The sequence below is a fragment of the Amycolatopsis sp. SB7-3 genome, from assembly GCF_041021335.1.
Taxonomy (GTDB): Bacteria; Actinomycetota; Actinomycetes; order Mycobacteriales; family Pseudonocardiaceae; genus Amycolatopsis; species Amycolatopsis japonica.
Genome location: NZ_JBFPJQ010000002.1, coordinates 471463 through 493611 on the forward strand (window position 1 = coordinate 471463; position 22149 = coordinate 493611).

Annotated in this window: 11 protein-coding genes; 8 read left to right on the forward strand and 3 right to left on the reverse strand. The window is 69.1% G+C overall.

All coding sequences use genetic code 11. The annotated features are described in order from the left end of the window. Window positions 1–85: 85 nt before the first annotated feature. The 3 genes from AB8M46_RS20420 to AB8M46_RS20430 are packed head-to-tail and all read left to right on the forward strand — an operon-like array spanning window position 86 to window position 4009. Window positions 86–2662, forward strand: a complete 2577-nt coding sequence (locus tag AB8M46_RS20420) for an FtsX-like permease family protein (protein WP_394361190.1) — start codon at window positions 86–88, stop codon at window positions 2660–2662. Continuing rightward, window positions 2655–3347: an ABC transporter ATP-binding protein gene (locus AB8M46_RS20425; RefSeq protein WP_037338214.1), complete on the forward strand. Its 693-nt coding sequence runs from the start codon at window positions 2655–2657 to the stop codon at window positions 3345–3347. Before AB8M46_RS20420 ends, AB8M46_RS20425 begins: the two co-directional genes overlap by 8 nt. Further along, window positions 3347–4009, forward strand: coding sequence for an ABC transporter ATP-binding protein (locus tag AB8M46_RS20430; RefSeq protein WP_037338216.1), 663 nt, complete (start codon window positions 3347–3349; stop codon window positions 4007–4009). Before AB8M46_RS20425 ends, AB8M46_RS20430 begins: the two co-directional genes overlap by 1 nt. Window positions 4010–4082: 73 nt before the next feature. Here AB8M46_RS20430 and AB8M46_RS20435 read toward each other — a convergent pair whose 3' ends face one another. After that, window positions 4083–5711 (reverse strand): tannase/feruloyl esterase family alpha/beta hydrolase, encoded by a 1629-nt coding sequence (locus AB8M46_RS20435; RefSeq protein ID WP_394361734.1) that lies wholly within the window; start codon window positions 5709–5711, stop codon window positions 4083–4085. A gap of 241 nt (window positions 5712–5952) precedes the next feature. Between AB8M46_RS20435 and AB8M46_RS20440 the strand changes: the two genes are divergently transcribed. Then, a complete protein-coding gene (locus tag AB8M46_RS20440) occupies window positions 5953–10245 on the forward strand; it encodes a GH92 family glycosyl hydrolase (protein WP_394361191.1) in 4293 nt (1430 codons plus the stop codon). 58 nt (window positions 10246–10303) lie between these two features. Here the strand turns inward: AB8M46_RS20440 and AB8M46_RS20445 are convergent, their stop codons facing one another. Both AB8M46_RS20445 and AB8M46_RS20450 read right to left on the reverse strand, forming a co-directional pair. Further along, entirely contained in the window at window positions 10304–11695 is a 1392-nt protein-coding gene (locus AB8M46_RS20445) for an MFS transporter (RefSeq protein WP_394361192.1), read from the reverse strand. A gap of 331 nt (window positions 11696–12026) precedes the next feature. Continuing rightward, on the reverse strand, window positions 12027–14810 hold the full coding sequence (locus AB8M46_RS20450; protein WP_394361193.1) for a M36 family metallopeptidase: 2784 nt from the start codon (window positions 14808–14810) through the stop codon (window positions 12027–12029). A 154-nt stretch (window positions 14811–14964) separates the two neighbouring features. Between AB8M46_RS20450 and AB8M46_RS20455 the strand changes: the two genes are divergently transcribed. From AB8M46_RS20455 to AB8M46_RS20470, 4 genes are read left to right on the forward strand one after another with little or no spacing between them, the layout of a single operon-like run. After that, window positions 14965–15861: an RNA polymerase sigma-70 factor gene (locus AB8M46_RS20455; RefSeq protein WP_394361194.1), complete on the forward strand. Its 897-nt coding sequence runs from the start codon at window positions 14965–14967 to the stop codon at window positions 15859–15861. A gap of 30 nt (window positions 15862–15891) precedes the next feature. Then, the gene (locus tag AB8M46_RS20460; protein WP_037338230.1) at window positions 15892–16650 is read left to right on the forward strand and encodes an SDR family oxidoreductase; all 759 of its coding nucleotides are present in this window, start codon (window positions 15892–15894) and stop codon (window positions 16648–16650) included. Window positions 16651–16705: 55 nt separating this feature from the next. Then, the gene (locus AB8M46_RS20465) at window positions 16706–19786 is read left to right on the forward strand and encodes a GH92 family glycosyl hydrolase (RefSeq protein WP_394361195.1); all 3081 of its coding nucleotides are present in this window, start codon (window positions 16706–16708) and stop codon (window positions 19784–19786) included. Further along, window positions 19783–21870 carry an FUSC family protein gene (locus AB8M46_RS20470; RefSeq protein ID WP_394361196.1) on the forward strand — a complete coding sequence of 696 codons (2088 nt, stop codon included), beginning with the start codon at window positions 19783–19785 and terminating at the stop codon, window positions 21868–21870. Before AB8M46_RS20465 ends, AB8M46_RS20470 begins: the two co-directional genes overlap by 4 nt. Window positions 21871–22149: the final 279 nt, after the last annotated feature.

Here is a 22149-nt window from a genome sequence, read left to right on the forward strand (position 1 = left end):
TCTTTCTGTCGCCCGGGCGCCTCGACCGGTAGCGTGCGTATCCATGCGGGTGAGGTGGGGGGCTCCCGGCGGGCCCAGGGTGACAATGCCGTGGCGAGCGGCTCCGAGGGCGGCACTGACCAGTCCCCTGACGTTGATCATCGCCGCGGTGACCGCGTTGCTGGCCTGTTTCCTCGGCACGGCAGCGGTCCTGCAGGCCTCGGCCGCGGGCGGCGCGGCGGTCACGTATCAGTCCGACATCGTGTGCCCGGACTACTACGGGCCCGTGTTCAGCAAGGACAACGTCCCCGCCGCGGTCGCTCCGCAGGTGATCGATTCGGTCCGCCGGAACGCGCCGGCGCACGGTTTCCCCGCGCCGGTCACCTCCCGCTACACGCCGTACCTCTTCGGCACCGAATTCAACGGCGACCCCAACTACAAGGTCGTCCTCGCTCATCGGGATCAGGCGCTTCAAGGCCATCTCGATGTGGCGGGCGGCTCGACGGGCGCCGGCTTCCTGCTCGGCACCGTCGTGGCCGGGGCGGAGAACATCAAGCCCGGCGCCACCCCGAGCATCAAGGGCACCCCGATACCCCCGGTGACGGGGCTGTACCGCGACCTTCCCGATCCCGCGCCGCGCTGGTGGTGCTCGCAACAGCGGAACGCCGTCGTCAGCAGGCTCGCCAACGACCCGCTCGACTCGGTCATGTTCGCCAACGACGGCAAGACCTTCGACGACACGGTCCGCGCGCTGGACATCCCGACGATCAAGACGCTCCACATGTCGTTCTACGGGGCCCCGCCCAAGACCGTGGGCGAGGCCGAGGATCTCCAGGAACGAGGGAAAGCGCTCATCGCCGCGGTCAAGGCGGATCTGGGTTCCCGCGGCCTCGGTGACGCGATCACCGGGTCGCTGCCGTTCGAGCGCTCCGTGGAGATCAGCAACCAGGCGGAATCGAACGTCCTGATCTCGATCCTGCCGCTCGCGGCCATCAGCATCCTGGTCGGCTGCGCCGGGATCGGCACGGTCGCCCTGCAGTGGTACCAGCGGCGGCATCCGCAGCTGAGGTTGCTGTCGGCCCGCGGCAGCGGCCCGGGAGCGCTCGGACTGCTCGCGGTGGCCGAGCTCGGGCTCCCGATCGTTGCGGGCGGCGCGGCGGGCGCGGTACTGGCCCGGCTGTTGCTCGGCGTGTACGGACCACCGGGTGAGCTGAACGACGGGGCGACACTGTGGGGGTCGCTCGTCGCGGCCGCGATCCTGCTCGTTTCGCTCACGCTGCTCGCCGGCGTGATCTCCGTCCGCACCCATCGGGAATTCGAACTCGGCCGGGTCCGCTCCGGGCGGCGCAAGAAGGTGAAGCTCCTGGCCTTCTTCCCGTGGGAGCTGCTCACCGCCGCTGTCGCCCTGCTCGGCTGGAACCGGCTCGTCGACTACAGCAAGGGATCGCGGATCGGCAACCCGCTCCCCCAGGTCGATCCGCTCGCGCTCACCTATCCGGTGTTCGTCGTGCTCACCGTCGGGATCGTCGCCGCGCGGCTGGCCTGGCTCGCCCTGCACGCGTCGCATCGCGCGCACCTGTGGTCCCGGCCCGCGCTGCAACTGGCCATCCGGCGGCTCGCCAGCGCCCGTGCCCCGGTCACCGGCGTGCTCGTGATCGGCACGCTGGCCATCGGGACGCTGGCCACGGGGATCGGCATCGCCCGAGGCCAGGAGGAGGCGCTGCAGACGAAGTCCGCCATCTTCGTCGGGGCCGAGACCAGGGTCGACACCGAAAGCGTCGTCGGCACCGGCAAGGTCGCGCTGCCCGACTCGATCACCGGCAGCACCGCGATCGTCGGCGAACTGACCGGTGCGGGCAACGTCGTGCTGGTCGTGGATCCGCGGACGTTCCGGCAGGCGGCCACGTTCGGCCCGCTCGACGGAGCGGAGGTCGACCGGCTGCTGGGCGATCTGTCGAGCCCCGGCGCCGGTGTCCCCGCGATCCGGATCGGGAACGACCCCGCCCAGAAGGCCACGCTGCCTGCCGGTCTCGGGGAAGCCAGGGCGGTCGGCGAGTTGCCGATGTTCCCGATCATCGGCACCAAGGCCGGGTACGTGGTCTCCCGGGATTCGCTCAGCGAGGCGCAGCTGCGCTCCGTGCCCAAGTGGAGCCTGCTGTCCAGCTCGTCGATGACGCAGGTGACCGAGGCACTGGCCTCCGTAGGGGTGATGACCGCGGTCAACCGGGTCACCCGCGAGTCCGCGCTCGACGCGCTCCCGTTCTACGTGGTGTCGTGGACGTTCTCGTTCATGGCCCTGCTGGGTGCCGTGCTCGGTGTGGTGGCGGTGCTGTCGCTCCTGGTCGCGGTCGAAGTCCGCCGTCGCCAGAACGCGCTGGCCGGGGCCTTGGTGCTGCGGATGGGGATGCGGCCTCGCGCCCTGCTGGCGAGTCACCTGATGGAACTGGGCGCGCTCAGCGGGCTCGCCGTGGTGATCGGCGTCGTCTGCGGTGTGTCGGTCGCGGGACTTTCGGTGCCGCGCTTCGACCCGGCGACGTTCCTGCCGCCGCAATCGGCGCTTCCCGACCCGACCCCGCTCGCCCTGACCGTGCTCGCCGTCGGTGTGCTCGTCGTGGCGCTGGCGGGCTGGATCGCGATGCGCTCGGTGCGCACCGCCCGGACCGCGGAGTTGATCCGTGCCTGAGAAACCGATCTTCCGGCTCCGCGGCATCGGCGTCGACTACCAGACGCCGGCGGGCACCGTGACCGGCGTCGACGACGTCACCATCGACATCCCGGCGCGCGGCATCACCGTGCTGGCGGGGCCGTCCGGCTCCGGGAAGTCGACCCTGCTGCGGACGCTCGGCCTGTTCGAGCAGCCCGTGCGGGGCACGATCTCCTTCCAGGGCACCGAAACCGGAAAGCTCCGGCATCGCGACCGGCGGGCACTGCGGCGGCACCACCTCGGCCTGGTGTTCCAGAACCCGACCGACAACCTGCTCGGGTATCTGAGTGTCGCCGACAATCTCCGCGCGGCGGCGGAATCGGCCGGAACCGAATGCCTGCCCGACGACATCCTCGATCAGCTGGGGCTAGGCGGGACCGGCAGCTGGCGGATCTCCGCGCTGTCGGGTGGGCAGCAGCAGCGTCTCGCCTTCGGCTGCACGCTCGCTCGCCGCTCGACCGTCGTACTCGCCGACGAACCGACGTCCCAATTGGACGAAGCCTCGGCCGACCGCGTGCTCGACACCCTGAAGTACCTGGCGGGTCAGGATTTCGCCGTCATCGTCGCCTCGCACGACGACCGGCTCATCGAACTCGGCAGCCGGGTGGCGCGGATGCACAAGGGCAGACTGGAAAAGGTCGAAGAACGGGAGGTCGTGCCGTGATGGCGGAACCCGCCCTCGAGGCCGTCGGGTTGCGCCGCCGGTTCCCCCATCCCAGCGGGGACGTCGAAGTCCTGCGCGGGCTCGAACTGCGGGTGGCCGCGGGTGAGCTGGTCACCGTGTCCGGCCGCTCCGGCTCCGGCAAGAGCGCGTTGCTGGCCCTGCTGTGCGGTTTCGACTCGCCCGATTCCGGCAGTGTCCTGCTGGACGGTGTCCCGATAGCGGGCGCGCCGCCATGGCACACCTGCGCCGTCCTGCCGCAGGCGCTCGGCCTGGCGAACGAACTGACGATCGCGGAGAACGTGGCGTTGCCGCTGCGGCTCCGGTCCGACATCCCCAAGCCCAGCGCGAAGGACATCCACACGCGGGTTTCGGAACTGCTGGAGGAGCTCGGGATCGGCGACCTCGGCGACCGCTACCCGCTGGAAGTCTCCTTCGGGCAGCAGCAGCGCGTCGCGCTCGCCAGGGCGGTCAGCGGGCGGCCCCGGGTCCTGCTCACCGACGAGCCGACGGCGCATCTGGACGCGGGGAGCACGCCGCGGGTGCTGCGGCTGTTGCGGCGCTGCGCCGAAGAGGGTGCCGCGGTCATCGTGGCGACGCACGACGACGAGGTGCACCGGATCGCGGACCGGAGGGTCCGGCTGCTGGACGGCGTCCTTTCCTAGCTTCCGGATGTCATGAAAGGGCCGTTCAGGACGTTTTTCGTCCTGAACGGCCCTTTCATGACATTTGGCGCGGCTACGGAGCGACCGGCCCCGGCTTGTTGTACAGCCCGTTCCCCGCCCAGTTCACGAGATCGTGCGAAGGCCGCGAAGGCGGAACGGGCACGAAGTTCGCGGCATCGTCGACGCTTCCCGTGCCGTCGTACTTGGCCTGCAGCGGATACGGGAACACGGGCCGCGTGCGGAAGACCTTGCCGTCGGCGTCGCGGCCGGTGGCGATCGTCCGGTCCGGTGCGGTGCCACGCTCGACCCAGGAGACCAGTTCCTTCAGCGGGTCGTACTCGGTTAGCTTGTCGCCGGTCGCGCAGTGGTACAGCGCGGGAACCATGAACAGCCGGGCCCAGTCCCGCGTCGCGGCGGGGCCGCCGTTGGCGTGGGTGAGCCGCTCGTAGTAGTCGATACTGCCCGCGGCGGGGATCGCCTGGTCCGCCCAGCCGTGCCAGATCACGAGTTTCCCACCCGCACGACGGAATTCGCGCAGATCCGTCGACATCGCGTTGGAGCGGATGCCTTCCGGGGTCAGCCGGTCGAATTCACGGGAGGTGAAGGCGAATTTCTCGACCGACGAATGCGGGGTGCCGATCGGGTAGGCCATGTACTTCAGGTAGTTGTCGGCGAGTGCCTGCGCGAAGGCGATGCCGCCGGTTTCCGGCGACGGGATGATCCAGCCGTACCACGAGAGTTCGGAACCGACGGTCTGGCCGCCCGGGTACAGCTTGCGGCCGCGTTCGTCGGTCGGCGGGGCGTAGATCTTCTTCGTGGCGGCCACCTGCGCCGGCGTGAGGCAGCCCGCGTTGTCGGTGCCCGGCGGGCAGGCGATCGTGGCCGGATCGAAGCGGCAGGTGCGCGGGTCGTCGATGGCGCCGTCACCGAGTCCGTCGGACTTGTCGCAAGAGGACAGTGCGGCGGCGTGCAGCGCCGGGAGTTTCTCGGCGGTCAGGATCGGCTTGCCGTCGGCGCCGGTGTTCGCCCTCGCGAGCCAGGTCTGATACACGCCGAGCAGCGGGCCCCAGTATCCGGCCGGTGCGCCCGCGACGATGCCGTCGAAGTCGTGCGGATAGCGCTGCGCGAGCAGGAGCGCCTCACGGCCGCCGTCGGAGCAGCCGCTGAAATACGACTTCCTCGGCGGAGCGCCGTAGAACGCCGTGATCAGCCGTTTGGACGCCTTCGAGACCACGTGCGGGGCACGGAACGCGAAGTCGTCACGGGCGGCCTGGTCGTTCTCGGCCCACTTGCCGTCGTCGACGACGGAGGGGGTCTTGCCGACGTGCCCGTCGTCGGTGGCCGCCACGGCGACGTCGCCGCCGTGCGGGAGACCGCAATCGGCGAACGGCGGTGTGGTGACCACGCCGCAGAAGCCGCCGCAGCCGAACTGCAGGTACCGGCCGACGTAGGTCTTGGTCGGCAGCCGCAGCTGGAACCGCACCGCCGGCTCCACGTAGCCGCGGACGTCGCAGTTCTCCGGTTCGGTCGCCGTCGCCGGTACGACGGTCGCGCTCTCGACGTGTGTGGTCGCGCCGGGAACGTCGTAGGTCCGCACCAGGTCGGCGCAGGTGCGCACCGGGTGGAACGTCGTTTCGCCGGCGGTGGCCGCCGGAGCCGTGAGTATCGAGCCTGCCGTGATGAGCGCCGCCACGCCGAGCATGGACAACCGCCGCATGTCCCCACCCCAGTTTCCCGGATCGACTTCAGCCGTCACTTCACCCTGGCCCCGGCTCTGTCCGTTGTCCACCGGGTTTCGGGACAGCCGGGTTGTCCAGTTCGGGCCAGGTTTGTCCGAGTGTCTTGACATCGATGTCACAGCCGGGCTTTTCTCTCTGGGCGCCACCGGTCCCCCTGCCTGGTCGGCGCCCAGCATGCCCCCGCGAGAAAGCATTGGTGCAACGATGCCCCGAAGCGTCAGACCTTGGGTCTGCGGCCTCCTGAGTGCCACGGTGGTGGCGTCCGGGCTGGTGGCCCTCCCGGCCACCGCCTCGGCCGAAGAGCTCCCACCGGATTTCTACTCGTCGTTCGAACAAGGCGAACCGGAGCCGACGTGGAGCGACACCGTCGACGTCGACCCGTCCGGCAAGCCCAAGGCGTTCGGTGTCGACGGCGCGAACGCCACCACCATCCCCGGTGACATCCGCGGCAAGGTCACCGAGGTCACCGCCAACAGCGAGAACACCCCGAACGAGGGTGTGGCGAACCTGGTCGACGGTTCGACCGACACCAAATGGCTGGCCTGGACCCCGACCGGCTGGGCGCAGGTCACGCTCTCCGAGCCGACGTCGATCACCCGGTACGCGCTGTCCTCGGCGAACGACTTCGACAACCGCAACCCGCAGGACTGGACGCTTCAGGGCTCCACCGACGGCAAGACCTGGACCGATCTGGACAAGCAGACCGGGCAGAAGTTCAGCGAGCCGTTCCAGACGAAGGAGTACCGCCTCGCCGCCGCGAGTGCCGCGTACAAGTTCTTCCGGCTCGACGTCACCAAGAACAACGGCGGCCCGATCATGCAGCTCTCGGAGCTGCTCCTGGCGAACGAGGACCCGGCCCCGCCGGCGCTGCCGAACATGCGCAGCTTCACCGACAGCGGTCCGGGCAGCGGCTACACCAGCAAGAACCGGGTCGGCTTCACCGGCCTGCGCGCGTTCCGCTACTCCGGCAGCCACAAGGCGCAGGGGCATGGCTGGTCGTACAACAAGATCTTCGACGTCGACATCCCGGTGGCGGCGACCTCGGAGCTGTCGTACAAGGTGCAGCCCGAGTTCATCCGCGGCGACCTGAAGTACCCGAGCACGAACGTCGCGGTGGACCTGGCGTTCACCGACGGTACCTATCTGAGTCAGCTCGGCGCGGTCGACCAGCACGGTTTCGGCCTTTCCCCGCAGGGCCAGGGCGCGAGCAAGGTGCTCTACACCAACCAGTGGAACCTGGTGCGCTCGCAGATCGGCGTGGTCGCGAAGGGCAAGACGATCGACCGGATCCTGGTCGGCTACGACAACGCCGACGGTCCTGGTTCGCTGCAGGGCTGGCTGGACGACATCAAGGTCTCTGCGACGCCGACGCCGCCGGCGAGCCTGCGCCCGTCCGACAACGTGCTGACCACGCGCGGTTCGCTGTCCAACGGGTCGTTCTCCCGCGGCAACAACATGCCCGCGACCGCGGTTCCGCACGGGTTCAACTTCTGGATCCCGACGACCGACGCGGGCACGTTGAGCTGGATGTACTCCTACCACTCGCGCAACAACGAGCAGAACCTCCCGGCGCTGCAGGCGTTCTCCGCGAGCCACGCGCCCAGCCCGTGGATGGCCGACCGGCAGACCTTCCAGTTCCTGCCCTCGACCGCGAGCGGTGTGCCGAATCCCGATCGTGAGGCGCGGAAGCTGCCGTTCAAGCACTCCAACGAGACGGCGCGGGCGCACTACTACGGCGTCGATTTCGAGAACGGGATCAAGACCGAGGTCGCGCCGACCGATCACGCCGCGCTGTACCGCTTCAAGTTCCCCGGCGCGGACTCGAACCTGATCTTCGACAACGTCAACAACAACGGCGGGCTCACCCTCGACCCGGCAGGCCGGTCCATCACCGGGTACAGCGACGTGAAGAGCGGGCTGTCGGCCGGTGCGACCCGGATGTTCGTCTACGCCACCTTCGACAAGCCGGTGACCGCCGGTTCGAAGCTGTCCACCGGTTCGGGTGACCAGAAGCGGGACAACGTCCTCGGCTACCTCAAGTTCGACGCGGGCGCCGACAAGACGGTGAACATGCGGATCGCGACCTCGCTGATCAGTGTGGACCAGGCGAAGAAGAACATGGAGCAGGAGCTCGCGCCGAACGCGACTCTCGAATCCGTCGCCGACGCCGCGCAGAACGCGTGGGATCAGAAGCTCAAGGTCGTCGAGGTCGAAGGGGCCTCGAAGGACCAGCTAATCACGCTGTACTCCAACCTCTACCGCCTGTTCCTGTACCCGAACTCGGGCTTCGAGAACGTCGGCACGGTCGAGAAGCCGGTGAAGAAGTACGCGAGTCCGGTGTCGCCGAAGGCCGGTCAGGACACTCCGACCCAGACCGGGGCGAAACTGGTCGACGGCGAGTTCTACGTCAACAACGGGTTCTGGGACACCTACCGCACGGTGTGGTCGGCGTATTCGCTGCTCAGCCCGGAGACCACCGGCAAGCTCGTCGACGGTTTCGTGCAGCAGTACCGCGACGGCGGCTGGATCTCGCGCTGGTCCTCCCCCGGCTACGCGGACCTGATGACCGGCACCAGCTCTGACGCCGCGTTCGCGGACGCCTACCTCAAGGGAGTCAAGGGATTCGACGTCCAGTCGGCCTACGACTCGGCGATCAAGAACGCCACCGTGACCCCGCCGAACGGCGCGGTCGGGCGGAAGGGCATCGACGAGGGCACGTTCCTCGGGTACGCGCCGAACACCGCGGACCACGGGTTCTCCTGGGCGATCGAGGGCTACGTCAACGACAACGCCATCGCGAACATGTCGAAGAAGCTCTACGACGAGGCTCCGGCGAACGATCCGCGCAAGCAGGAGTACCTGGACAACTACGGGTACTTCACCGAGCGGGCCACGCAGTACGTGAACGTGTTCGATCCGAGTGTCGGCTTCTTCCAGGGCCGTGACGCGGCGGGCAAGTTCACCCGGAGCAAGGAGCAGTTCGACCCGGAGGTCTGGGGTATCGACTACACCGAGACCAACGCGTACGGCATGCGGTTCTCGGTTCCGCAGGACGGACAGGGCCTGGCGAACCTCTACGGCGGCAAGGCGGGGCTGGCGTCCAAATTGGATGAATTCTTCGCCAAACCCGAGCAGGGGCTCAAATTCGGCACCTATCCCGGCGTCATCCACGAAATGACCGAGGCCCGGGACGTGCGGATGGGCATGTACGCGCATTCGAACCAGGCCGCGCACCACACGCTCTACATGTACGACTACGCGGGCCAGCCGTCGAAGACGCAGGCGAAGGTCCGCGAGGCGCTGGCCAGGTTGTACGTCGGCAGCGAGCTCGGCCAGGGCTACGGCGGTGACGAGGACAACGGCGAGCAGTCGGCCTGGTGGCTGTTCGGCATGCTGGGCTTCTACCCGCTTCAGGTCGGCAGTTCGGATTACGCGATCGGCTCGCCGTTGTTCACCAAGGCGACCGTGAACCTGCCCGGCGGCAAGAAGATCGTGGTCAACGCGCCGAAGAACAGCGCGAAGAACGTCTACGTGCAGGGCCTGAAGGTGAACGGCAAGGCGCAGACGTCGACGTCGCTGCCGCATTCGGCGATCGCGAACGGCGGGACGCTCGACTTCGACATGGGTCCGAACCCGTCGTCGTGGGGTACCGGCCCGGACGACGCGCCGAAGTCGATCACCAAGGGCGACGCGGTGCCGACGCCGGTGCACGACCTGACCAAACCGGTCTCCGGCGGGGACGCCGCGTTCTTCGACAACACGTCGCGGACCGAGGCGAAGGTCAAGGCACCGATCCAGTACCAGGTGCCCTCGACGAACGAGGCGGGTTCGTTCTACACGCTGACTTCGGGTAAGGGCGCGGGCGACGCGAAGAGCTGGGTGCTGAAGGGTTCCTACGACGGGAAGACCTGGGCGGTCGCGGATCAGCGGACCGATCAGAAGTTCTCGTGGCGGCAGCAGACCAGGGCGTTCAAGATCGCGAACCCGGCGCATTACGCCTACTACCGGCTCGAGGTCACCGCGACCACGGGCGGCGAGGCGTCGCTGTCGGAGTTCGAGGTGCTGGGCAAGCCCGACGCGGCGTGCACCCAGACGATCACGGGTGAGCGCAAGGGTCCGTTGACCGTGCGGAGCGGGGTGACCTGTGTGGACGGTGCGACGGTGTCCGGTCCGGTGTCGGTCGCGGCGGGTGCGAGCCTGGTCGTCCGCGGCGGCTCGATCTCCGGTCCGGTGACCGCGAACGGCGCGGCGCAGGTCGTGCTGGACCGAACGAAGGTGGGCGGCCCGGTGGCGATCACCGGGACGACCGGGACGGTCTCGATCGAGCTGACCGAGATCGGCGGGCCGGTGGCGTTGACGGGCAACAAGGGGCCGGTGCTGACTTCCAGCACGATCGGCGGCCCCCTGGCGTGCGCGGCCAACTCCCCCGCTCCGACGGACTACGACCTGCAGAACACCGTCCGCGGCCCGGCCGCCGGGCAGTGCGCGAAGCTGTAGTCCTCCGGTATGCGCGTGAAGGCCTCCTTCCCTCGGCTGAGCCGAGGGAAGGAGGCCTTCACGCGTTTCGGGAGCGCAGGATGCCGAACCCGACCAAGGTCGCGGACAGCACCGTGAGCGCGAGACCCGCGTAGGTGGCCGCCGTCAGGAAGTCGGCCGAGTGCAGGGCCGCGGTCAGCGCTCCGGGGAAGGCCAGCGCCAGGATGGTGCCGCTCGACGCGATACCGATCCCGGTCGTGACCTCGCTGGCGGTGTCGACAAGGGCGGCTCCGATGGTGGTCCGGTTCGAGGGCAGGCCCCGCATGACGTTGGTGCCCGCGACGACGCCGACCACCCGCATCCCCACCGCGACCAGGGCGAGCGCGACGGCGATCCAGGCGTAGCCGAGCCCGCCGAACACGGTGTAGATCGCGAGTCCGCACACGACGGCGGCGGCACTGAGCCAGGCGGCTTTGGTGAGCCCGACGCGGGTGATCAGCGGGCTGATGACGGCGCCGCCTGCGATGAGGACGACGACCTGGGGCAGCATCCCCAGCGCCGCTTCGGCCGGCGCCCAGCCGAGACCGAATTGGAGGTGCAGCGTCACGAGGTAGCTCAGTCCGGCGGTCGCCAATCCGGCCGCGGCCTTCAACGCCAGGCCACTGGACACGAGTGGCCTGGCGACGAGTGCCAGGTCGAGCAGTGGATGCCGGGCGGTCTTCTCACGGACGACGAAGCAGGCTCCGGCGACGAGGGCAGCCGCGGCCGCGCCCCACGGCAGAGCCGAGGAGGTGCCCGCTTCGACGAAGAACGTGGGAGCGAGCAAGGCGAGGACGATCGTCGCGGTTCCCAGGACGGCGCCCGCGACGTCGATCGGTTCGCGGTGCAGATCGGCGGGATCGTCGGCGGGGATACCGGTGCGGATGCCGAGGAACGCGAGCGCGGCGACGGGCACGTTCACCAGCAGCAGCGCCTGCCACGGCGCGACGGTGAGCGCCAGCCCGCCGGCAGTGGGGCCGACGGCGAGACCGATCAGGCCCACCGTCGAGATCAGCGTGGTCGCGCGGACGCGCAGTAGGTCTTCGTCGAACAGGCGGAACGCGAGGGCGAGCGAACCCGGTGTCGTCATCGCGGCCGCGACACCCATGAGCGCGCGGACGGCGATCAGTTGCGACGCGGCGGTGACGACCATCGTGGCCAGGCTCGCCACGCCGAGCAGGACGAGACCGGTGAGCATGATCTTGCGCCTGCCGACCCGGTCGGCCAGCGCGCCGAACGTGAGCATGAGGCCACCGAACACGACGGAATACGCGCCGGTGATCCATTGCAGGGTCGTCGTCGAGGCGGCGAGTTCGCGGCCGATGGTCGGCAGCGCGACGTTGAGGATCGAGTTGTCGAGCATCTCGAACAGGAACACGGCCGAGAGCCCGGCCAGCGCGGGCCATTTCTCGGCGAGAGCGGGGGTACGCAAAGGGTCTACTCCTTCGGAATGAAGGAGTGACGGTTCGTTCGATACCGCGTATGCGCGTGCTCAGCGAGGTGAGCACGTTTCTACCCCGATGCCTCCAGCCTATCGCACTCGTGAGTGGTAAGGACGGTGAGGGCCAACGCACTACTGGTCAAAAGTCCGTGAAGGCCTCCTTCCCTACCTTCAGGGTAGGCAAGGAGGCCTTCACGGACAGGCGCGGCGTGAACAAAGGCGTGACTCACGTGATCAGGGACGTGACTCGCGTGATCGGAGGCCGCACTCGGTGTTCCGCCGCTGATCACGCGAGTTCCGCCTTCGATCACGTGCGGACGGGTCAGGCGGCGGCGCCCCGCACCGCCAGTTTCTGCACGTCCATGTACAGGCACCCGGCCGTCGTCGGCTGCGGCGAGCAGGGCCTGTCCGGATAGAACGACAGCTGGTTGGACGAGACGGTCAGCCGCACGAACCGCACCCCGGTCGCGCTGCCCGGAGCGAGCTGGAGCGCGGTGAGCTTGTTCAGGTCGGCGGGTTTGAAGTCGCCGATACCCGCCTTCACCCACGTCGTGCCGTCGACCGAGGTCTCCACCGTGACGTCCTTGGCCGCGGCGGGCGGGTCGTCGCCGCAGACGTTGGTCGGATCGATCTCGATGGCGCTGACGTTGACCGGTTTGCCCAGCTTGATCGTGACGAACCGCGTCTCGATCTTGCCGTCTGGCCCGACGACCTTGTCGGTCGACCAGCCGCCACCGCCGAGCACCGACGAGGCCACGAGATCACCGGGACCGCAGCCGTACGGGGTGAAGTCCTCACCGTTGAACGCGGTGACACCGGCGCCCGCGTCGCCGGACGCCCAGTTGAACCGCAGCGCCCAGTCGACCTTCGTGGTTCCCGACCGCACCGAGACCGCGCGGGTCTCGCTGTCCGCGCCGCCTCCGGAGGCGTAGACCTTCGGATAGGTGCCGGGGAGCACGCCGGGGATGGTGTAGCCACCCGCGGCGTCGGTGACGGCGGCCAGCGAACCGGCGAAACCGGAGTCGTGCCCGCTGAACCGGATCGCGACGCCCGCGATCGGGGTGCCGCTGTCGCGGTTGGTGACCTTGCCGGTCACGGTCCCGGTCGGGGTGCCTGCCGGCGGCGGGGTGGAGAAGTCCTCGGCGGGCGCGGTGTCGGCGCCGGTGATCGACGCGGCGAAGTAGCCCATGCCGCGGGCGGCGAACGTCTTCCACAGTTTGGCGTGCGCGCGGCCGCCGTTGATCACCGTGTCGGCCTGCAGGATCGCGTTCCGCATGTCCAGGAACGACGGCGCGGCGGGCGAAAGCTCCATCGCACGGGTGACCAGCGCCCGCGTCAGCTGCACCCCGAGCGCCGAGCGGACGTCCCACAGCGTGCTCGCCCAGATCTCGCCATCGGCGTGGACCTCCGGGAAACCGATGATCCGGCCGAGGTCGCCGTAGGTGTAACCGCCGGGACCGGCTCCGGGCGTGCCGGGGCACTGCGGCGCGCCGGCGCCGACCGGGCAGTCCAGCGGCTGGGTGCGGGCGAGCGGAACGCCGTTGCTGACGTAGTCGCCGCCGAGGAGCTCACCCGGTGCCGAGGTGTCCTTGATCGCGTTGCGCCCGACGAGGTAGTCGAAGGCGTACCAGTCGCTCCACGCCTCGCCCATCGAGCCGGACTGCAGCGAACTCAAGGTGGAGTTGCCCTGCGCGTCGACGACGAGCCGGTTGGACAGGCCGTGGGTGTACTCGTGGTGGATGATCGTGGCGTCGTCCGCCGAGTTCGCCGCGAGGAACGGGTCGCTCGGATCCCGGGGGTCGTGGAACAGGAACATCCCCATCGTCGGCGGCTGGCCGTCCGGCGGGGTGCCCATGAACGCGTTGTCGTAGTAGCCCGGAGTCTGCGCGCCGAGCAGGGTGTGGACCTGGACGGCGTCACCGTCGACCTTCTCGAAGTTCCCGGCCTCGCGGGTGAAGCCGATCGGGAAGGACGCGAGGTGGTCGTGGAAGCTCCCGACGTAGGCCAGCGCCTGCACTGCGTTCTGCTCGCGGTTCTTCGCCCATGAGCCGGGCGTCTTCGGGTCCCAGGAGCAGGGCCTCGCCGCCGAGCACGGCGGGCCGACGACGGCGTTGAAGTCGCTGAACTTGTAGCGGAAGGTGCCGTCGGTGTTCCGGCCGACTTCTTCCTGCGGCTGGAACTTCAGGTCGCCGTTGACGTCGGCGGCGACGTGCGCGACGTTGCCGTCCAGTGTCTTGGCGTCGGCGGGCAGCCAGCCCTTCTGGCTCAGGTTGACCTGCTTCTGCGGACCAGGCTGAGCCTCCCAAGCGAGGCCCTTGGCGCCATCGGCGTCGTTGGCGTGATTCACCAGGTTCTTGCGGTAGAGCAGTTTCCCGGTGCCGGCGTCGGTCACTTCCTGGAACATCTGGTCCACGGCCGGTTTGGTCAGCGTGTACCAGGCGGGACGGATACCGTCGCCGGTCAGGAACGCGACCTGTTTCGAGTCGGGGCCGGGCGCGGCCAGCGTCGCCGCGCTGAGCGAAGCGGGAAGGTCGCGCACGGGCGCGCCGTCCAGCTGGATCAGCCTGCCGTCCTTGGCGACGTGTGCCTTCAGCCCGTTGCCGAACACCGGAACCGCGCCGACGGACTGGGTGAACGACAGATGGTGCGTGCCTTCGACGTCGACGTAGTCCTTGCGCAGGTTCAGTTTCGCGGTGTCGGCGGCGCTGAGGCCGACGAGGCCTTCCTTGTCCCGCAGGTAGTTCAGCACGATGTCGCGCGGTGACCGGCCGCTCGGTCCGGTGAGGAAACCGTCGGTGCGGGCCAGGACCCGGGGCGTGCCGGTCAGCTCGTCGAAGTCGAGCAGGGCCTGGTTGCCCAGTTCCGCCCGCGCGGTCGCGACGGAGTTCGCCCGCGACGCCGCGAGCCGGTCCCGCGCGGCCAGGACGCGCGGACTGGTTCTCGCCGTGTCACGGACATCGACGTCCTTCCCGGATCTGTCCGGTGTGGTGTGCACGGCGCCCGGTGCCGGTGCCGCACCGGCTTGGGGCGCCGTGACCAGCGCTAATACGGTGATGGCGGTCGCGGCGCACAGCGAGGCACGCGAACGCGACGAACGTGACGTCACTCCAGACCCCTCTCTCGGTGGTGACGCAGACGTTCCATTCGTACCGATACAGTCACAGTGGACGTCAGCGCCGATCAGGTACGGCAATCCCGGTGAGCGGTACCCCTGGCAGGATGGTGTCCACAGTGGATTCAAGAGGGATTCGTAGGGGACGATGGACAGCGCGACGGAATTCGAGCGGCTGAGGCCCGCCATGTTCGGGCTCGCGTATCGCCTGCTCGGTTCGGCCGCCGAGGCTGAGGACGCCGTCCAGGACGCGTATCCGAAATGGGCGGGCGCCGAGCGCGAGTCGATCGGCTCGCCGCGGGCGTGGCTGGCGAAGGTGGTCACCAATCTCTGCCTGAACCGGCTGACGTCGGCCAGGGCGCAGCGCGAGCGGTACGTCGGGCCGTGGTTGCCCGAGCCGGTTCTGACCTCGACCGACGTGCTCGGTCCGTTGGAGACGGCGGAGCAGCGGGATTCCGTGTCGCTGGCGATGCTGGTACTGCTGGAGCAGCTCAGCCCGGTGGAGCGCGCGGTTTTCGTGCTGAAGGAGGCCTTCGCCTACAGCCATCGGGAGATCGCCGGGATCCTCGACGTCTCCGAGGTCAATTCGCGTCAGTTGCACAGCCGTGCGCGAAAGGCGTTGGACCGCTCGGATGAGCGACGGGTTTCGAACCCGCGACAGCACGAGAAACTGGTCGAGAGCTTCCTGTCCGCGGCGCGGGACGGCGACTTGCCCGCTTTGGAGAGTCTGCTCGCCGCCGACGTGACGGCTTGGTCGGACGGTGGCGGCAAGGTCACCGCGGCGCGGCGTCCGGTGCACGGCGCGGCCAAGGTCGCACGCCTGTACGCCGGGATGTTCGCCGGCGCCGGCCAGGTGTCGATCGAGATCCTGGAGGTCAACGGCGGCCCGGCGGTGGTCGCGACGGCTGGTGGCGCCCTGTTCGGCGTCCTCGGGTTCGAGGTGGTGGACGGCCGGATCCGCGGGCTGCGCGCGGTCGGCAATCCGGACAAGCTCGCCTTCCTGTCGGGGCAGCTGTCACGTTCCGGGTGGCCCGCTGGTTCTTGAGGGTGAAAGCTCTCGAGAAGGAGGACCAAGGTGGCGAACCCGATTCTGGTGACCGGCGGTACCGGCGACCTCGGCCGTGAGGTGGTGCGGCGGCTGGCGGCCGAAGATCGGCTGGTCCGCGTCATGAGCAGGCGGCCGCGGCCCGCGGACGTGCGGCACGAGTGGGCGCGGTGCGATCTGAAGACCGGTGACGGTCTCGCCGAGGCGGTCGACGGTGTGTCGGCGATCATCCATTGCGCGTCGACGCTGGGCCGCGGCGACGAGCAGGTGACGCGGAACCTGGTCGAGGCGGCGAAGCGGGCGGGCGATCCGCACGTGGTGTACATCTCGATCGTCGGCATCGACGTGATCCGGTTCTTCTACTACAACGAGAAGCTGGCCTCGGAGAAGGTGATCGAGGAGTCCGGTCTGCCGTGGACGGTGCTGCGCGCGACGCAGTTCCACGAGCTCGTCGCGCGCGCGTCGTCGGCGCAGCGGCGGCTGCCGGTGACGATCATGCCGTCGGGGTTCCGGTTCCAGCCGGTCAGCACCGGTGATGTCGCGGACCGGCTGGTCGCGCTGGCGTCCGGTGAGCCGTCGGGTCGGGTGGCGGACATGGGCGGCCCGGAGGTGCGGAGCGCGCGTGACCTCGCGGAGGCGTATCAGCGCTCCGTCGGGCGCCGGAAGCCGATCGTGTCGCTGTGGCTGCCGGGTAAGGCGGCCAAGGCGTTCCGGGCGGGCGGCAACCTGACCCCGGAGAACGCGACCGGTGTCGGCACCTTCGAGGAGTTCCTCTCCTCCCGCGTTTAGTCCTCTGGATGCGGCACACCGAGCCGGGCTCACGCGCGGGAGTTACGGTGGCCTGGTGACGATCACCGGGTTCTTCTCCTCCTTCGAAACGGGTGATCCGCAGCCGGTGGATCCGGCCTTGCGTGTCGGCACCGGACCGCGTTCGTCGCCGACGGCGAAGCCCGGCGTCGGGTTCACCGGCGCGCACGCGCTCCGCTACGAGAACACGCTGCGCGCGACGCTGTTCGAAGTGGACGTCGAGGTCACCGGCCACACCGAACTGTCCTATGTGGTCTTCCCCGAGGCCGAATCCGACGTGCCCGGCTATCGCGGCACCTTCGTGGCGCTGGACGTCGAGTTCGCCGACGGGACGTCGGCCGGGTTCAGCGCCACGGAGCAGGGCCTGGGCAAGACGCTGTACGTGGACCAGTGGAACCTCGTGCGCCGACGGCTGGGTGCGTTCGCCGGACGGCGGATCACCCGGATCGTCCTGGTCAGCGAACCGCCGGACGGCGGGAGCGCGGGCTGGGTGGACGACGTCCGGCTCGCCGAGCGCGTGATCGAGATCCGTGAGCCGGTCGACCACGTCCGCACGACCCGCGGCACGCATTCCAGCGACAAGTTCTCACGGGGAAACAACTTCCCCGCGACGGCGATCCCGCACGGCTTCAACTTCTGGACCCCGGTCACCGACGCGAGCGCCACCAATTGGATCTACAGCTACCACCGGCACAACGACGCCGCGAACCGGCCGGCGCTGCAGGCGTTCGCGCTGTCGCATCAGCCGAGCCCGTGGATGGGCGACCGGCACACCTTCCAGGTGATGCCGGGCATCGGAGAAGTGGAGGCAGACCGGTCCCGCCGCGCACTCGCGTTCTCGCACGACGACGAGATCGACCGGCCGCATCACTACGGTGTCCGGTTCGCCAACGGCGTCACCACCGACATCGCCCCGGCGGATCACGCGGCGCTGTTCCGCTTCACCTTCCCGGGTGATCGCGGCTGGCTGCTCTTCGACAACGCCCGCAACCGGGGCGGTGTGCGCCTCGACGCGGCGAACGGCGTGGTCACCGGGCACACCTGGGTCCGCAGCCGGTTGTCGGCCGGGGCGCGGCGGATGTTCGTGTACGCCGAGTTCGACGTCCCGGCCGAACGCGGCGGGAAGATCCGGCGTCCGGTGTGGCGCACGGTGACCGGGTTCCTGGAATTCGCCGCCGGTGAGGTGACGATGCGGATCGCGACGTCGCTGATCAGCCTCGCGCAGGCCAAACGGAACCTCGACCAGGAGATCCCCTCCGGCACGAGCTTCGAGCAGGTCCGTGACCAGGCCCGCGCCCGATGGTCCGAAGTGCTGGACCGAATCGAGATCGAGGGCGCGACCGAGGACCAGCGCACGACGTTCTACTCCAACCTCTACCGGCTCTTCCTCTATCCGAACTCCGCGCACGAGGACACGCCGAAGGGCGTCCGTCACGCGAGTCCGGTGATCCGGCGGTGGTGGCCGAGCACACGCACCAGGACCGGCGCGAAGGTCGTGGACGGCGAGATGTACGTCAACAACGGCTTCTGGGACACCTACCGCACCACGTGGCCCGCGTACGCCCTGCTCACCCCCGGCCGGTGCGGGCGGATGATCGACGGGTTCGTCCAGCAGTACCGCGAGGGCGGCTGGATCTCGCGCTGGTCCTCCCCCGGCTACGCCAACCTCATGACCGGCACCAGCTCCGACGTGGCGTTCGCCGACGCGTATCTCAAGGGGGTGCGCGGCTTCGACGTCGAGGCCGCCTACGAAGCGGCGCTGAAGAACGCGACCGTGACACCGAGCGGCCAAAGCGTCGGCCGGAAGGGGCTGCACGAGTCGATCTTCCTCGGGTTCACGCCGACGTCGGTCCACGAAGGCCTGTCGTGGGCGCTGGAGGGCTGCGTCAACGACTTCGGCCTCGCCAATTTCGCCGAGGCACTCGGGCGGAGCGACGACGCCGCGTACTTCCGGCAGCGCTCGCAGCAGTACGCGAACCACTTCGACCACCTGATCGGATTCTTCCAGGGCCGCAACCGTGACGGGAGCCGGCATTTCGGCGCCGCGGGTTACGACCCCGAGGCGTGGGGCGGCGACTTCACCGAGACGAATTCCTGGAACACCGCGTTCTCCGTCCCCCACGACGGCGCCGGGCTCGCCGCGCTGCACGGCGGCACCGAAGCGCTGGCGTCCAAACTGGACACCTTCTTCGCGACCCCGGAGACCGGCCGCAAACCGGGTTCCTACGGCGGGCTGATCCACGAGATGACCGAGGCCCGCGACGTCCGGATGGGACAGTACGGGCATTCCAACCAGCCGTCGCACCACATTCCCTGGATCTATCACCACGCGGGTGCGCCGTCGAAGACGCAGCGGATCGTGCGGGAGGTCCTGCGGCGGCTCTACGTCGGGAGCGACCTCGGCCAGGGTTATCCGGGCGACGAGGACAACGGCGAGATGTCCGCCTGGTACGTCTTCGCCGCGCTCGGGTTCTACCCGCTGGCGATGGGCAGTCCCGAGTACGTGATCGGCTCGCCGCTGTTCACGAAGGCGACCGTCCGTCTGGAGAACGGGAAGGACCTGGTCATCGAGGCGCCCGGCAACACGGAGGACACCGTGTACGTCCAGGGGCTGACGATCGACGGGCGACCGCACGACAGCAGCGCGCTGTCGCATTCCGTGCTGGCCGAGGGCGCGGTGCTGAAGTTCGCGATGGGCGAGCAGCCGTCGGAATGGGGTCGCTCCCCCGCCGAGCCCGCCGCCCCGGGCCCGCTCACGGACATCACGGTGGCCGACGGCCCTCTGTTCGACGACACCACCAAGACCGAGATCACCTTCCCCGGACGCGAACCCGTCATCGAGTTCCCGGTCGAGGACGCCTCGCGTGAGGTCGTGATGTACACGCTGACCTCGGGCAGCCGGCGGGGTGATCCGCGTTCGTGGGTGCTGGAGGGCTCCGACGACGGCGAGCACTGGGCGCTGCTGGACCAGCGGGAAGGTGAGCGGTTCCGCTGGCGGCGTCAGACGCGGCCGTTCGCCCTCGCCGGGCCGGTGAGGCACGCCCGATACCGTCTTCGCGTCACCTCGTCCACCGCCCGGCGGGTCACCCTCGCCCAAGGAGAGCTGCTCGCCCGATGATCTCCCGCATCACCCAGGCCACGACCGACCGTCTGGTCGCCTCCGATCCCGGCCTGGTCCGGCTCCGGCTCGGTTTCTCGGCCGTGCTCAGCATCGTCGTCGCGGTGCTGGCCATCCTGCCGTTCCACCAGCCGCTCACGGTCATCCTCGTCGCCGCGATCGCCGCGATGACGTCCGCCTTCACCGTCAACGACGAGACCCCTGGGCAGCAGGCGGTGACGCTGATACTCGGGCTGGTGCTCGGCGCGGCGTCGCTCACCGCGGCGAGTGTGGGCTCGGCGGTGCCGCCGCTGGACAGCATCGTGTTCGTGTTGCTGATCTTCGTCGCGGTCTACGCGCAGCGATTCGGTGCGCGCGGGATCGCGCTGGGTTCGCTGTCGTTCTTCCTGTTCTTCTTCGCGATGTTCCTGCAGACCCATTTGAAGCAGGTCCCGGTACTGCTGCTGGCACTGACGATCGGGATCGCGGCCAACGCGGTGGTCCGGTTCGTCCTGTTGCGCCGGCATACCGACGCCGAGTTCCTGCGGATCCGGCGGGCGTTCCGGGCCCGGCTCGCCGCGGTGGTGCGCGCGGCGGAGGACCATCTCGCGGTCGGCGGCAGCGAGCGCACCCGCAAGCGGCTCCGCACGACGAACGCCCGGATGCACGAGTCCGTGCTGCTCATCGAGGACACGGCGCCCGAAGTGACCGGCGCGGATTCGGTGAACCGGCTGCGCCGCCGGGCGATCGAGGTCGAGCTGGCGGTGCAGTGGCTGACGATCACGGTGCAGCGCACCTGCGCCGAGGATCTCGACGACGACGTCCGCGACGATCTGATCGCGCGGATGCGGCGGTTCCGGTCGCTGATCGAGCGCGACCCGCGGGAGCTGCCGCTGATCAGCGAGACCGAAGAGTTCAGCAAGATGCTGGTGGAAGGCAGCCGGATCGACGAGCACGCCGCGCCCGGTGACGGCGTCCGGCGTGCGCTCGCCGAACTCGCGCTGGCCGACGTCCGCGCGCAGCGGGTCGCCGAACACGACGTCTCCGATGCCGTCGACGATCCCGAGGATCCCGACGAGGAGAAGTCGTCGGCGTTCGCCTACGACAACCAGACGCGCAGTGCCATCCAGGCCGTCGTCGGTGGCGGGCTCGCCGTGCTCGGCGGGGAGCTGGTGTCGAGCCAGCGCTGGTACTGGGCGGTGCTGACCGTGTTCGTGGTGTTCATCGGCTCGTCGACCGCGGGGGCGACGTTCGTCAAGGGTGTCCGGCGGATCGGCGGCACGCTGATCGGGATCGTGGGCGGGCTGGTGCTGACGCTGCTCGTGTCGGGCAGTGTGCCGGCGACGCTGGCGCTGATCCTGGTGTGCGTGTTCGGCATGGTCTACATGGCCCGGGTGTCGCAGGTGATCATGGCGTTCTTCATCACCAGCATGCTCGGGTTGCTGTACAGCCTGCTGGGGACGTTCAGCCTCGAGGTGCTGTGGATCCGGGTCGCGGAGACCGCCGTCGGCGCGGCGGCCGGCGTGCTGGCGGCGGTGGTGATCGTGCCGGTGCGCACGCGCGCGGTGATGCTCGACGACGTCTCGGCGTTGCTGGAGGAACTGGACGAGTTCGTCGAGAAGACCGCGGGTCTGTTGTCCGGTGCGGAGAACGTGAGCGTCATCGAGAAGTCGCGTGATCTGGACCGGGCGGTGGACAAGGTCCGCACGACGATCGAGCCGCTGACGCATCCGGTGAACCTCAGCAGCCGCCGCGACTACGGCTGGCACGTGCTCACGACGGTGGAGACGATCGCCTTCCGCGCCCGGCACGTCGCGGCGCGCTCGCAGGCGGGGCTGCTGCTCAACGAGGCGGACCGATTGCTGCTGTACACCGGGCGGATCCGGGCGAACACCGCCGTACTGCGGGAGGCGATCGGTGATCCCGGCGGTTCGGGGCACGGGACGCTGGTCCGCGACGACGGGACGCCGGTGGCGGACCGGATCGACGATCCGCGGGCGCGTTCGGTGCTGACCAGTCTCGGGCACCTGGACGAGACGGTGATCGCGCTGGGGCGGGTGTTCGGGGTGGAGGCCACGGATCCGGAGCCTTCCGGGAAGCTGTGACGTCTCGTGCTCGGTCCGTGAAGGCCTCCTTGAGGACTCGTCTTTGGCTTGTCCACTGGTATGGGTCGAGCCTGCGGGGATCGGGGCGTTGTACGTCCTGGCTTCTCCACGTTTGGATTGGTTGATGAAGGATTTAGGACAGTGAACGTCCCGAATCCTTCATCAACAACGCTCGCCCCGGCCTGGGACGAAGCGAATCCCGCTCACGCACAGGTCAGATGTAGATAAAACAAGTCTGTGAAGGCCTCCTTGAGGGACGCTGGGTCCCTCAAGGAGGCC